Source organism: Acidovorax bellezanensis (assembly GCF_025421555.1).
GTDB classification, from domain to species: Bacteria; Pseudomonadota; Gammaproteobacteria; order Burkholderiales; family Burkholderiaceae_C; genus Comamonas; species Comamonas bellezanensis.
On sequence record NZ_JAODYH010000002.1, the window covers coordinates 114,177 to 127,463 of the forward strand.

Consider the following 13,287-nt stretch of genomic DNA (forward strand, 5'->3'; position numbering starts at 1 on the left):
ACGGCGTATTGCAACCCTATGACCATGCCAACATCTGTGGACATGGAATATGGGACCGGCGGTGCACAGCCTGGGCCGTGCACCGCCATCGCCATGCGTGGCGAAGATCAGGCCTTCTTGGCCGCTTCGCGATACACGAGCAGCGGCGGCTTGCCGTCTTCAATGGTGGACTCGTCGAGCACCACTTTTTCCACGTTGTCGGTATTGGGCAAGTCAAACATCGTGTCGATCAGCGACAACTCGAGCAACGAGCGCAGACCACGTGCGCCGGTCTTGCGTGCCAAGGCCTTGCGGGCAATCGCGCGCAGGGCCGCGGGACGGATCTCGAGCTCCACGCCTTCCATCGCCAGCAGCTTGCTGTACTGCTTGACCAGTGCGTTCTTGGGCTCGGTCAGGATCTGCACCAGCGCGTCTTCACTGAGTTCAGCCAGTGCCGTGACCACGGGCATGCGTCCCACCAGCTCGGGGATCAGACCAAACTTGATCAGATCTTCCGGCTCGATTTCCTGGAACATGTCTGAAATCGAACGCTGCTTCTTGCTCTTGACCGTGGCACCGAAACCGATGCCCGACGCTTCCGTGCGGTTCTCGATCACTTTTTCCAGGCCGGCGAACGCACCGCCGCAGATGAACAGGATGTTGGTCGTGTCTACCTGCAGGAAATCCTGGTTGGGATGCTTGCGGCCGCCCTGGGGAGGCACACTGGCCATCGTGCCTTCGATGAGCTTGAGCAGCGCCTGCTGCACGCCTTCACCGGAGACATCACGCGTGATGCTGGGGTTGTCCGACTTGCGGGAAATCTTGTCGATTTCGTCGATGTAGACAATCCCGCGCTGCGCGCGCTCGACTTCGTAGTTGCAGCTTTGCAGCAGCTTCTGAACGATGTTCTCGACGTCTTCGCCCACATAACCGGCTTCCGTCAACGTGGTCGCATCGGCCATCACGAAGGGAACATCCAGCATGCGTGCCAGGGTCTGTGCCAACAAGGTCTTGCCCGAACCCGTAGGGCCGATCAGCAAGATATTGCTCTTGGCCAGTTCGACATCGTCCTTGCCAGCCTTGTCCTTGTGACGCAGGCGCTTGTAGTGGTTGTAAACAGCCACTGCCAGAGTGCGCTTGGCAACCTCTTGGCCGATCACATAGCCATCCAGATTGGCCTTGATCTCGGCGGGCGTGGGCAGATCTCCGCGCGCTTCACGGCCATCACCCGCGGGCTGTTCGTCGCGGATGATGTCGTTGCACAGGTCAATACACTCGTCGCAGATAAAGACCGACGGACCGGCGATCAGCTTCTTCACCTCATGCTGGCTTTTGCCGCAGAAAGTGCAGTAGAGGTTTTTTTCGCTGGAAGAGCCTTTTTTCTCGGCCATGGGGGCAGTGCCTTGTTACAAAAGAGTGGAAAAGGATAATACCGAAATAAAAAACGGCGCCTCCCTCCGGGGGAAACGCCGCCAGCCCGGAGGAAGGGTCAGGCTCAGGCGCGCTTGCTGATCACTTGATCAACCAAGCCGTATTCCTTGGCCTCGTCCGCCGACAGGAAGTAGTCGCGCTCGGTGTCGTGCTGGATCTTTTCCAGCGACTGGCCGGTGCGCTCCGCCAGGATGCGGTTGAGTTGCTCACGGGTCTTGAGAATTTCACGCGCGTGAATTTCGATTTCCGTGGCTTGGCCCTGCATGCCGCCCAAAGGCTGGTGGATCATGACTTTGGAGTTGGGCAAAGCATAACGCTTGCCCTTTGCCCCTGCCGCCAGAAGGAATGCCCCCATGCTCGCAGCCATGCCGGTGCACAGTGTGGACACGTCGGGCTTGATGAAGTTCATGGTGTCGAAGATCGCCATGCCGGCGCTCACCGAGCCGCCAGGAGAGTTGATGTAGAACGAAATGTCCTTTTCAGGGTTTTCGCTCTCCAGAAACAGCAACTGGGCGACAACCAGGTTGGCGGTCTGGTCATTGACCGGGCCCACCAAGAAGATCACGCGCTCCTTGAGCAGACGCGAATAAATGTCGTAAGACCGTTCGCCACGACCCGATTGCTCGATCACCATCGGAACCATGCCAAGGCCTTGAGTTTCCAGTGCGCTCATGTTTTCTCCATTCAATGGGGGTACTGTACCCAGAAAAGAAATGGGGCCTGTGCGCTAAAGCACAAGCCCCAAGCTAGGGGTTTCCCGCAAAAAGCCCAAGCTTTCGCAGGAAACAGGGCGCCTGGCTTACGCTTGGCCCATCAACTCGTCGAACGACACGGCCTTGTCATTGATCTTGGCCTTGCCCAGAACGAACTCGGTCACGTTGTTTTCAACGACAACGGCTTCGACTTCGGCCAGACGCTGGCGATCGCCAAAGTACCAACGCACGACTTCTTCGGGCTTTTCGTAGCTGGCGGCCAGGTCTTCCACGTGGGCCTTGAGCTGCTCGGGCGTAGCGTGCAGGTCGTTGGCGCGCACCAGTTCGGCCACCACCAGGCCCAGACGCACGCGGCGCTCGGCTTGGGGACGGAACACGTCTTCAGGGATTTCCGCCTTGTCAGCGTCCTTGATGCCGCGTTGCTTGAGTTCAGCGCGAGCGCCTTCCAGCAGACGGGCCACTTCGGCTTGCACGCTGGCGTTGGGCAGGTCCAGTTCGGCCTTGGCCACCAGAGCGTCCATCACGGCTTGCTTGTTGCGAGCCTGCAGGCGGAACTTGACTTCGCGCTCGAGGTTCTTCTTGATGTCGGCGCGCAGGCCGTCCACCGTGCCGTCGGCGATGCCCAGCGACTTGGCCAGGGCTTCGTTGACTTCGGGCAGGTTGGCAGCTTCGACCTTTTTCAGGGTCACCAGGAAGTCAGCCGTCTTGCCGGCCACGTCCTTGCCATGGTAGTCCTCGGGGAAGGCCAGGGGGAAAGTCTTGCTTTCACCGGTCTTCATGCCGCGCACTGCGTCTTCGAATTCCTTGAGCATCTGGCCTTCGCCGACCAGGAACTGGAAGTCTTCAGCCTTGCCGCCAGCGAAAGTTTCGCCGTCGATCTTGCCTTCGAAGTCCACGGTCACGCGGTCGCCATCGGCAGCTGCTTCGTCTTGGGCGCGCTGAGCGAAGGTGCGACGCTGCTTGCGCAGGATGTCGATGGTCTTGTCGATGGCTGCGTCGTCGACTTCCGTCGTGAGCTTGTCGATTTCAGCGGTGGTCAGATCGGCGATCTTGACTTCGGGCAGCACTTCGAACACTGCGTCGAATTGCGCTTCACCTTCGGGTGCGCCTTCTTTTTCAGTGATGCGGGGCTGGCCAGCCACACGCAGTTGGGCTTCGCCCACTGCCTGGGCAAAAGCTTCGCCCACCTTGTCGTTCAGCACTTCGTACTGGAGCGAGTAGCCATAGCGCTGTGCCACCACGTTCATGGGCACCTTGCCGGGACGGAAGCCGTCCATCTTGACAGTGCGCGCGACGCGCTTGAGGCGTGCGTCCACTTCGGACTGGATTGCGGACAAAGGCAAGCTCAGCGTGATCTTGCGCTCGAGCTTTTCGAGGGTTTCAACAGTAACGGCCATGGTTATTCCTAATCAGGGATATGTGGACCGTGCCGGCTGCAGTGCAGCCCGCACCGTGTTCCGCAAAGTCTCACATGGATGGTGCGCGGACAGGCCCGCACACCAAGAAAATCAATAGCTTAGGCAGCGTGCGTTCAATCCACACAGGATGAAAGCGCTTCGCGCACTAAAAATCGAATCTGCAATTATAGCGAGCCGACAAACACCAAACGCCATAGGCGCCAAGAGGATGCGCGCCAAGCCACGGCAACACTGTCCAGCGCAGGCCTGCGCGAGCCCCTGCGCGCAGCCTTCACAGAGGGCCTCCAGCGTGCTGCTGATAGGCGCCAGACAGAGCGCCCGCCCCACCCCGTTCCGCAGGCATCCCACCGGCGCCATGCGGTCTTTTGGAAAAATTGCGCTGTTTCCCAAAAAGGCTTCAATCTTTGCCCTACAATAGCATCTTCGTCGGCGTGTAGCGCAGCCTGGTAGCGCACTTGCATGGGGTGCAAGGGGTCGAAGGTTCGAATCCTTTCTCGCCGACCATTGATTTCAAAGGACTTAGTTCGCAAGAGCTAAGTCCTTTTTTCATTGGCGCCCCAGATCAGACGGCACCCACCCCGACGCCTGAAGGCGGAACACCCCTGACTTCAACGCACAGCCGAAGAGGCCTCGCTCGCTGCGCCCTGCAAAACCAACAGCATTGCCGGCGCCACCCCTGGGCCTTCATCAATATACAAAGCCATGCAGGTCAAATGAGCTCAAATCGCGCATAAAAAAATGCTTGAGCAAAAATGACTCAAGCATTTCAACCAGCACCAATCTCGTTACTTGTTTGCGTTTTCTTTTTCATTTCCCTTGCCTTTGCTCTCCTCCCCTGGACTCGAACGCCCAGACCGCCACTGACTGAATTCATCCGCGAATTTCTTATAGCGCTCTTCTCGCCAAGTCTGGTAGTCGGCATCGAGCGCGTTCAACTGCTCGTTGCGCCACTGGTAATAATCTGGGTCAAACCGGCGTGACCTCTCTCGCACTTCCTGGGCACCGCCACCGTACCGGTATTGCTCCTGGCTTTCGTCATCGCTTCCCCTGCCGTATGCACGCCATTGGCCTTGCGGCGCATCACCACCGCCGACCCGGCCTCCTGGCGTGTAGCCGCCTTCCGAACAGCCTTGCCCCGCTCGCCCGTCCGCGCCGTAGCCATTGTTCCCCTGCCCTTCATAGCCTCGAAATGCATCGCCCGAGCCGCCTCGGCTCAGATGGTCGGAATCGCGATAGCCGTAGTCAGTACAGTACGCTGCGGACAGCGATCCTGCGGGGCGTAAAAATCGCGCCCATAGATCCGCGGCGGGTACGCATAATCCCCGCCCCGCCCCGCCCCGCCCCCCCATCACCAGGTTCGTTGCGCGCAAACTGCGGATTTCGACGGTACTCGTTGTCATCGTAATTGCGTGAAACCATTTAAAACTCTCCCATGACGCACTTCACAAAGACCCAGGCAGCAGAGAATTCAACCTGGCCTTGATGGCAGGTTGAATTCAGCTTCGCTCACTCGTCATTCTTATGACTTTGACGCCCAGCCTGGGAGGAGGAGTCCTTGCTGCCGCTTTGCTCACTCGAAGATTTTTCATCGTTCTTATGGCTTTGGCGCCCCGCCTCTGCGTGCTGCTCGCTCGTTCCACCTCTCGTACCGCCCGCGCTTGACGAGCCAGCAGGGGTCGACCGCTTGCTGTCAGCATCAGAACTGCTGCTCTTCTTGTGTCCAGTGTATTGATTATGTCCGTGCGGATTATTAACAGCCATTTCAATCTCCTTGATTGTTGAGTGCAAAGAATGATTTGCACGGATTAACTATAAAATTAATCCTCCATGGATAATGTCGTCATGCACCTACTTTCTTGCCAGACAATCGCTCCACGGACTGGCAGAATCAATCAAGTCAAAGAATAAATAAAACATGCCACTTCTCGGCGCTTGAACCATCCTTCCTGCAGTTCACCCTGGATTGGGGGCAGAACAGGGCCACGCCCGCACGGCAGCAGGCGTGACAAAGCGCGCCGGCCTGCACCGCTTCCGTCCATCCGCCCAATGGCAGGCACATTCCAGATGAAAAGGGGATTGACGCACCTGCGCGTTCTGCGGTAATCCATTCTTGATACCCACCAGGCGACAGACCACTTCCCCGGGAAGCAGCGCCACACATGGCACTCATACCTTTCGCGCTGAAGCAGCATGCAAAGATCCCACGCCCGCGACTTACCCCTACACCCTTCTCGCTGAAACTTTTGGCAACACAACTTATTCATCGGTATCGATAAAATCGACCCACACTTGTTGTTATTCAAAACACAACTCGACTTCGCCCCCTAGGAAATCCATGTTTCCCTTTGAAAACATGGCTCCGCGCCAGCCGATCTATTGATTCTTCACCGAAAAGTCGCGCGCCCGTGCCCTGATTGACACAGCGCCTCTCAGCAAATTTCGCGCACTAATCCCGCTTCGCCTGCGTGCATTGCGATAGAACAACGCGCATTCGCGTGGCAATTCAATCCAGTGGATTTAAAATGACTATCGATAACGAAAGTAACATAGATATTACCCGCGCCACATCTCACACAGATCCGGTCGCAGAGTCTTCTCCGTGGTTTCTGGCGTACACACGCCCTGGCCAGGAAAGCCTGGCGCAGCAACACCTGAAACAACAAGCCTTCGAAAGCTATCTGCCGCAATACAAGCGACTGAAGAAGTCTGCCCTAAGCATCAACATGGTTTTCGAGCCCATGTTTCCGCGCTACGTATTCTTTCGGCCAAAACAAGCCGAGCAATCCATTGCCCCGGTGCGTTCGACCCGTGGAATTTCACACATCATCCGTTTTGGCGGCACTTTTGCCACCATTCAGTCTGAAACCTTGGGTATCATCCGACTGCTCGAACAGGAGCGCAATGCAGCCGATGAAGCCGCACTGAGCGCCTTGCAGCCGGGTCAAAAAGTCCGCTTTCTGCATCTTGCTTTCAGCGGCCTCGAAGGCTTGGTCAAGTCCGCGTCCAGTCGCCGCGTTGCCGTATTGCTGGAGTTGATGGGCCGGCAACAAATCATTCAGGTAGACCCGCATCTGCTGGAAAAGACCTGATCATTTGTTGGAAGATAGGTATGCACGCGTTGCGGCGTGCTTTTTTCGTTGGGGAACTATTACCGTGAGCCGCGCCTTGTTTTCGTGGAAAAATGCGAAAACACTGCGGCAGCCTGCACATTAGATTTGCCAAGCAATTTTTTACTGCGCATTCATTACGTTGAACGCTTTTTTCCATCTTTGCCACTGGCCCACCATGCCCACGGCGCATCGCCACCGACACAACGCTCCTACATGCCCCAGAACTCACTCATCACTACTGGCCTGAAGCTGGCACGTTGGCCTGCTCTGGCCATTGCAACGGCCTGGCTTGCCGGCTGCGCCTATGCTCCCGGCCTTTCCATGGGACAGAATCTGGCAGCAGACGCCCAGCGTCAAACAGCTGGCACTGAGCAGGATGCTCCGCCGCCTGGCGCACTGCTGAGCATCACGGCCGATCTGCTGCGCCAGCAGCGCGCATCCCTGCCTACCGATATCGGACAAGGTGTCAAAAGCCTGTTCGGCGAAGCCGCCCCTTACACCATAGGCCCTGGCGACGTGCTCAACATCGTAGTCTGGGACCACCCCGAACTGGCGATTGCGGCGGCCGCCTCCTCGTCGACGGCGGACGTATCCAGCCTGACTGCGGTTGGCAACGGCTACAACGTCAGCCCCAACGGCCTGATTCAATTTCCCTATGTGGGCCAGATCCAACTCGGCGGCATGACCGAGTTTCAGGCGCGCGACCTGCTGACCAAGCGCCTGGCCAAATACATCAAGGACCCGCAGGTCACGGTCCGTATCCAGGCTTACCGCAGCGGACGTGTCTACATCGACGGCGAAGTGCGCATTCCCGGCCTCCAGCCCATCAATGACCTCCCCATGACGCTGCCCGAGGCCCTCAACCGCGCCGGAGGCTTGACCGCTTCGGCCGACCGCTCGCGCATAGCCATTTCACGCAATGGCAGCACTACGGCAATCAACCTCTTGCAGTTGTCAGCACTGGGCATCAACCCCAACCACATCCTGCTGCGCCGCGGCGACCTGCTGCACGTGCACAACCGCGACGAATCCAAAGTCTTCGTGATGGGCGAAGTGACCCGTCCCTTGGCCCAACCCCTGCGCAACGGCCGACTCACGCTCAATGAAGCATTGGGCGAAGCCGGCGGTCTCAACGCCACTTCCGGTGACCCGCGCCAGATCTACGTGGTGCGAAGCGCCGCCAAAGAACAGGCGAAGATCTACCACCTCGACGCCAGCGCTCCCATGGCCTACGCGCTGGCCGAAGGCTTTGAACTTCAGTCACATGACGTGGTGTACGTCGACCCCGTGCCCCTGGTGCGCTGGAATCGCGTCATCAGCCTGATCTTGCCCAGCGCGCAAGCCGTCAACGTGACGCGCGATGCGGCCAATTGATAGGCGCTCGATGAAAAACATACTCACTCTGTGCATAGGCAATATCTGCCGCAGCCCCATCGCCGAAGCCTTGCTGGCGCGGGAGTTTCCTGACAAGACCGTCTGGTCGGCCGGGTTGGGCGCGCTGATAGGCAAGCCCGCCGACCCGCTGTCGGTGGAAATCGCAGCCGAGCATGGGCTGGACCTGTCAGCCCACCGCGGCCAGCAACTGGCCGGCTGGATGTGCCAGAAAGCCGAGATGATTTTGGTCATGGAGCAGTCGCACAAGACGGCGCTCGAACAACAGTATCCGCTGGCGCGCGGCAAAGTGTTCCGCCTAGGCGAAATCGGTAAGTTCAATATTGCCGACCCGTATCGCAACCCCCGCGAAGCTTTCGAAAGCGCTTATGCGGACATCGCCCGCGGCGTGGCCGACTGGGCGCCACGCATACGGCAACTGGATTGATCCGTGCGGAGATGACCCAACTGCCCTGAATACTTGCCCTCCCCATGCCAACTGGGGGAGAGTGACCTTGCCAGCCGCTATCCAGATAACTATTACCGCTTGCATCCTTGTCCCCGCGGGGAATGCAGGCCCGAAGATTTTCAGCGAAGAATGAACACTGCACAATCCACCCCCCCCTCCAGCATGCAGCCCTCACAAGACGATGGCGATGAAATCAATCTGCTGGAGCTGCTTGATGTGGTGCTCGACAATCGCTGGCTCATCGCCGGCGTCACCGCCGTGGCCCTGGCCTGCGGGGCAGCTTATGCCCTGCTGAGCACGCCCATCTACGAAGCCAATACGCTGATCCAGGTGGAAGACAACAAGTCTGGCGGTCTCGGCAGCATGCTGGGCGATGCGGGTGGCATGTTCGACGTCAAGTCTTCCGCCTCGGCCGAGATGGAAATTCTGCGCTCACGCCTGGTTCTCGGCCAGGCTGTGAGCAACCTCCAGCTTGATATGGAAATCACGCCCAAATACCTGCCTGTGCTGGGTGCCTGGCTTGCACGCCAGGCCACCGAGCCTTCGGCTCCTGGCTTCCTGGGCATGGATGGCTACGTCAGTGGCAACGAAGCCTTGCGCGTAGCCCGCTTTGAGCCGCCACAAGAGCAGGAGGGCAAACGCTTCAGCCTGACACTTACGACTTCGGGCTTTGATTTGCTGTCGCCTGAAGGCGGGCTGCTGGGCCAGGGACGCTTTGGCGAGCCGCTGGAATTTTCCTTGGACGGGAAAAAAGGCATGCTGCTCGCCGCCAGTGCAACGGGACTGCCTGGCGCGGAGTTCTACCTCACGCAGTTCTCCCACCTGGGCGTGACGGAACAGCTGCAGCGCAGCATCAACATTGCAGAGAAGGGCAAGCAATCGGGCGTGATCAACGCCAGTCTGCAAGGGGCAGAGCCAACTCGCATTGCCCAGGTACTGAATGAAGTCGGCACACTGTACGTACGCCAGAATGTAGATCGAAAGGCCGCTGAAGCAGAAAAATCGATTACCTTCCTCAACACCCAATTGCCCCAGCTGCGCAAGCAACTCGAAGCTTCGGAAAACAAGTTCAACCAGTTCCGCAATCAAAGCGGCACGTTTGACCTCGGGGGTGAAGCCAAGGTGATCCTGGACCAGGCCGTCAAGTACCAGACCAGCCTGGTCGAACTGCAACAAAAGCGCAAGGAACTTGAATCCCGCTTCACGGCCCAGCACCCCACCATCCAGACGCTGGACGCGCAGATCAAGAGCATTCAAGGCGAACTCGCGGGCTTGAGCAGCAAGGTCAAGACCTTCCCCAACGTGGAACAAGACCTGCTGCGCCTGACACGCGACGTCAAAGTCAACAACGAGCTTTACACAGGCCTGCTCAACAGCTTCCAGCAACTGCGCCTAGTCAAGGAAGGTAAAGTGGGCAACGTGCGCATTGTTGACGTGGCCGTGGCACCAGAGAGCGCCGTCAAACCGCAACGCGCAATGATTCTTGCCCTGGCTGGCGTGCTCGGCCTTCTCGCCGGTCTGGCGCTGGCTTTTGTACGCAACAGCCTGCGTGCCGGCATCAGCGACCCGTCGGACATCGAACAACATGCGGGCCTGCATGTGTTTGCCACCGTGCCGCATTCAGATGCCCAGGCGCTGCAAACCAAGGAGATCAAGGACAAGACGAAGGGCAACCATGTTCTGGCAGTGATCGACCCGCAAGACCCGGTGGTGGAGAGCCTGCGCAGCCTGCGAACCGCGCTGCAATTCGCCATGCTTGACGCCGCAAACAACATAGTGCTGATCACCGGCCCCACGCCCGGCATTGGTAAATCCTTCACCAGCGTCAACTTTGCCGCCGTGCTGGGCGCCGCCGATAAAAAAGTGCTGTTGATTGACGCCGACCTGCGCAAAGGCTATCTCAACCAGTATTTCGGTCAACGCCGCGAACGCGGCCTGAGCGAAGTGATCAGCGGCAGCCTGCCCCTGGCCGATGCGCTGCGCCGTAACGTGATGCCCAACGTGGACTTTTTGTCCACCGGCACCCTGCCCCCCAACCCGGCAGAGCTGCTGATGACACCAGCCATGCAAGCCCTGCTCAAGCAGTTGACCAACGAGTATGACCTGGTCCTCATCGACACTCCACCCGTGCTGGCTGCGTCCGACACTGCCATTCTGGCCCCACAAGTCGGCGCCGTGTTCATGGTGGCGCGAGCTGAAGTCACCAGCCTGGGCGAACTGCAAGAGTCGGTCAAGCGCCTGACGCAAAGCGGCGTGGCAACCCGCGGCGTGATCTTCAACGGCCTGAATGTCAGCAAGCGGCGCTATGGCTATGGCCTGGGCTCCAAGTACGGCAAGTACCGTTACACCAACTACCAGTACTGATGCCCATGCCGATGCAAAAGCCGCCACCCCACACCACCCAAGCGCCGTCTACCGCCATGCCCCAGCACATTGCGGTCATCATGGACGGCAACCGCCGCTGGGCGCGAGAGCACTGCGTGCCCAAAGCCATTGGCCACGCGCGTGGCGCCAAGCGCGTGCGCGGCCTGGTAGAAGCCTGCCTCGCGCGCGGTGTGCGCCACCTCACCGTGTTTGCCTTCAGCACCGAAAACTGGAAACGCCCGCAAGACGAAGTGAGCAGCCTCATGGGCCTGTTTGTGCGCTACCTGCACAAGGAGGCCAGCGACATGCATCGGCATGGCATACGCCTCAAAGTCATCGGCGACCGCAGCGCGTTTGACACCCGACTGCAAAAGCTCATGACGCATGTCGAGGAAATGACCGCCAGCAACACCGAACTCACGCTCACTGTGGCTGCCAACTACGGCGGCCGCTGGGACATGCTCCAGGCCATGCAGGCCTGGCACACCGATCACCCCGGTGCAAGCGCAAGCGAACTCACCGAAGAAGCGCTACGCCCCTACCTCAGTCTGGGCGATGCGCCAGACCCCGACCTGTTGATCCGCACAGGCGGTGAAGTACGCATCAGCAACTTCATGCTCTGGCAAAGCGCCTACACCGAACTGTATTTCACGCCCGCCTTGTGGCCAGACTTCAATGCCACGCTGCTGGACCAGGCCCTGGCCTGGTACGCCGGGCGCGAAAGGCGGTTCGGCGGGGCGGAAGTCATGACCTCCACGCCGCCCGACCAACGGGCTGTCGTCTAGGCGTGTGTCATGGCCTACGGAAGACAGAGGCCAGGTCTCTTCCAATCTTCGAATTCCAGGAAAGCTTGTCCGCTTGCCTCGTCGAAGAGAGAGCACCAGGCCAATGCACTTCATCACCGATTCGCCCTATGCCCGTCAAATGATGAGCAGACAGGGTGCAAATTTTCAGCCCTGTCGAGAGACATCGCACACACCGCCGTCCGGCCCCGGGCAAACCACATTCACCTATTGCCAACGGCGCATGCACCCACCTGCCGCACCCAGCCTTGACGGCCCTGGCCCCACAGTTTTTATAGCAAACCTAGCTGCCTCAAACATGAACCTGAACCAAGTGAACATCGCCATCATCGGACTCGGCTACGTAGGACTGCCACTGGCCGTCGAATTCGGCAAAAAGCGCAATGTGCTGGGTTTTGATATCAATGCCAAGCGCATTGCAGAACTTCAAGCCGGACACGACCACACCCTGGAGACGGAGCCCGACGAACTGCGCGCAGCGCAACACCTGCGCTTTACCACGCAACTGGACGACTTGCGCGAGTGCAACTGCTTCATCGTCACCGTGCCCACGCCCATTGATGAACACAAGCGCCCGGACCTCACACCGCTGATCAAGGCGAGCGAAACCGTGGGCAAAGTTCTCAAGCGCGGTGACATCGTGATTTATGAATCCACCGTTTATCCAGGCGCCACCGAGGAAGACTGCGTGCCTGTGCTCGAAAAGTTCTCGGGCCTGAAGTTCAACGAGGACTTCTTTGCCGGATACAGCCCTGAGCGTATCAACCCCGGTGACAAGGAACACCGCGTCACCACCATCAAAAAAGTGACCTCCGGCTCCACGCCCGAAGTGGCTGACCTGGTGGATGCTCTCTACAACGAAATCATCACAGCAGGCACCCACAAGGCAAGCAGCATCAAAGTAGCTGAAGCCGCCAAGGTGATTGAAAACACCCAACGCGATTTGAACATTGCCCTCATCAATGAACTGGCCATCATCTTCAACAAGATGGGCATAGACACCGAGGCAGTGCTGCAAGCGGCAGGCAGCAAGTGGAACTTCCTGCCATTTCGCCCCGGCCTGGTCGGCGGCCACTGCATTGGCGTGGACCCGTATTACCTGACCCACAAGGCCCAGTCCATGGGTTACCACCCTGAAATCATCCTGGCAGGTCGCCGGCTGAACGACAACATGGGCGCCTACGTCGTCGCCCAATTGGTCAAGGCCATGACCAAACGCCGCGTACATGTCGATGGTTCCCGCATTCTGGTGATGGGCCTGACTTTCAAGGAAAACTGCCCCGACCTGCGTAATACCCGTGTGGTTGACATCGTGGCCGAACTGCAAGACTACAACTGCCAGGTCGATGTATACGACCCCTGGGCTGCTGCCGAGGAAGCTCAGCACGAATACGGTATTACCCCTGTCGCACAGCCTGAGCCCGGCACCTACGACGGCATCATCCTGGCCGTTGCCCACCAGCAGTTCAAAGCCATGGGTGCGGCAGCCATCCGCGCTCTTGGTAAATCCAACCATGTGCTGTACGACCTGAAATACCTGCTGCCTGCTGCGGACAGTGACTTGCGGCTGTAAACCCGGCCTCATTGGACGAAAACTCAGCTTTGTGCATACCTCGCTTGCACAAAGCA

At 58.8% G+C, this 13,287-nt stretch carries 10 protein-coding genes and 1 tRNA gene; 7 read left to right on the forward strand and 4 right to left on the reverse strand.

What is annotated here, in order from left to right; genetic code table 11:
* Positions 1 to 107 precede the first annotated feature (107 nt).
* The 3 genes from clpX to tig all read right to left on the reverse strand — a co-directional run bounded on the left by clpX (position 108) and on the right by tig (position 3,520).
* Positions 108 to 1,370 carry an ATP-dependent Clp protease ATP-binding subunit ClpX gene (clpX, locus tag N0K08_RS03300; protein ID WP_261498578.1) on the reverse strand — a complete coding sequence of 421 codons (1,263 nt, stop codon included), beginning with the start codon at positions 1,368 to 1,370 and terminating at the stop codon, positions 108 to 110.
* Between the two features lie 104 nt (positions 1,371 to 1,474).
* The gene (clpP, locus tag N0K08_RS03305; protein WP_315967984.1) at positions 1,475 to 2,083 is read right to left on the reverse strand and encodes an ATP-dependent Clp endopeptidase proteolytic subunit ClpP; all 609 of its coding nucleotides are present in this window, start codon (positions 2,081 to 2,083) and stop codon (positions 1,475 to 1,477) included.
* A 126-nt stretch (positions 2,084 to 2,209) separates the two neighbouring features.
* Positions 2,210 to 3,520 (reverse strand): trigger factor, encoded by a 1,311-nt coding sequence (gene tig / locus N0K08_RS03310; protein WP_261498579.1) that lies wholly within the window; start codon positions 3,518 to 3,520, stop codon positions 2,210 to 2,212.
* 448 nt (positions 3,521 to 3,968) lie between these two features.
* On the opposite strand from tig, the gene N0K08_RS03315 reads away from it, so the two are divergent.
* A tRNA-Pro gene (locus N0K08_RS03315) sits at positions 3,969 to 4,045 on the forward strand.
* Positions 4,046 to 4,326: 281 nt separating this feature from the next.
* On the opposite strand, the gene N0K08_RS03320 is transcribed toward N0K08_RS03315, so the two are convergent.
* Positions 4,327 to 4,941: a hypothetical protein gene (locus N0K08_RS03320; RefSeq protein ID WP_261498580.1), complete on the reverse strand. Its 615-nt coding sequence runs from the start codon at positions 4,939 to 4,941 to the stop codon at positions 4,327 to 4,329.
* A gap of 1,122 nt (positions 4,942 to 6,063) precedes the next feature.
* On the opposite strand from N0K08_RS03320, the gene N0K08_RS03325 reads away from it, so the two are divergent.
* The 6 genes from N0K08_RS03325 to tviB all read left to right on the forward strand — a co-directional run bounded on the left by N0K08_RS03325 (position 6,064) and on the right by tviB (position 13,231).
* Positions 6,064 to 6,630, forward strand: coding sequence for a transcription termination/antitermination NusG family protein (locus N0K08_RS03325; protein WP_261498581.1), 567 nt, complete (start codon positions 6,064 to 6,066; stop codon positions 6,628 to 6,630).
* Positions 6,631 to 6,972: 342 nt separating this feature from the next.
* Positions 6,973 to 8,025, forward strand: coding sequence for a polysaccharide biosynthesis/export family protein (locus tag N0K08_RS03330; RefSeq protein ID WP_261498582.1), 1,053 nt, complete (start codon positions 6,973 to 6,975; stop codon positions 8,023 to 8,025).
* A gap of 10 nt (positions 8,026 to 8,035) precedes the next feature.
* Positions 8,036 to 8,470: a low molecular weight protein-tyrosine-phosphatase gene (locus N0K08_RS03335; protein ID WP_261498583.1), complete on the forward strand. Its 435-nt coding sequence runs from the start codon at positions 8,036 to 8,038 to the stop codon at positions 8,468 to 8,470.
* 183 nt (positions 8,471 to 8,653) lie between these two features.
* Complete coding sequence (locus tag N0K08_RS03340) at positions 8,654 to 10,855, forward strand: polysaccharide biosynthesis tyrosine autokinase (RefSeq protein ID WP_261498584.1); 2,202 nt, start codon at positions 8,654 to 8,656, stop codon at positions 10,853 to 10,855.
* Positions 10,856 to 10,866: 11 nt separating this feature from the next.
* On the forward strand, positions 10,867 to 11,640 hold the full coding sequence (gene uppS / locus N0K08_RS03345) for a polyprenyl diphosphate synthase (RefSeq protein WP_261498660.1): 774 nt from the start codon (positions 10,867 to 10,869) through the stop codon (positions 11,638 to 11,640).
* A 316-nt stretch (positions 11,641 to 11,956) separates the two neighbouring features.
* The gene (tviB, locus tag N0K08_RS03350) at positions 11,957 to 13,231 is read left to right on the forward strand and encodes a Vi polysaccharide biosynthesis UDP-N-acetylglucosamine C-6 dehydrogenase TviB (RefSeq protein WP_261498661.1); all 1,275 of its coding nucleotides are present in this window, start codon (positions 11,957 to 11,959) and stop codon (positions 13,229 to 13,231) included.
* Positions 13,232 to 13,287 lie beyond the last annotated feature (56 nt).